This is a genomic window from Pseudomonas aestuarii, assembly GCF_027988105.1.
Classification (GTDB): domain Bacteria; phylum Pseudomonadota; class Gammaproteobacteria; order Pseudomonadales; family Pseudomonadaceae; genus Aquipseudomonas; species Aquipseudomonas aestuarii.
Map to the genome: position 1 here is coordinate 1 of NZ_JAQJZJ010000034.1, position 411 is coordinate 411.

The 411-nt window shown below is 55.0% G+C and carries 1 protein-coding gene and 1 pseudogene; one reads left to right on the top strand and one right to left on the bottom strand.

What is annotated here, in order from left to right; all coding sequences use genetic code 11:
- Positions 1-235, top strand: a 235-nt coding sequence (locus PH586_RS23430) for a hypothetical protein (protein WP_271350212.1), incomplete at its 5' end; no start/stop codon positions are given.
- A gap of 73 nt (positions 236-308) precedes the next feature.
- On the opposite strand, the pseudogene PH586_RS23435 reads toward PH586_RS23430, so the two are convergent.
- Positions 309-411 (bottom strand): annotated as a pseudogene (locus PH586_RS23435) (formyltetrahydrofolate deformylase); the annotation flags it as partial.

The window sequence follows — 411 nt, forward strand, 5'->3', positions numbered from 1 at the left end:
TCAGCATAGCGTCGGCACTTGGGTCAATAATGCGTCGGCGGCAACACTCAAGGCCATGCTAGAAGTTCGCGAGCCCCCCACCTGGTCGGTTTATGGCGCATCTAACATCAACTGTCATCCCGAGCTATCTGTCTATCGCGCCCTGTCCACCTGCGTCAGGCAAGAAGCTTTCCGGCGCGTCGTGCCATTTATTTCGCTAGGACACCCCGAGAAACTTGGGCAGCCAGGTCGATAGCGCGGGGAAACATTGATGATTGCCATTAAGCCATATACACACTCGTTTTATGGTGGTCGACCCTGTGCGTCCTTTACAAAATCACTGTCCGAGTGCCATTGAGAAATACACGCCGCTCAAGGTGATAGCCAATCGCCTTGGCCAGGGTCATGCACTCGATGTCGCGGCCCTTGGCA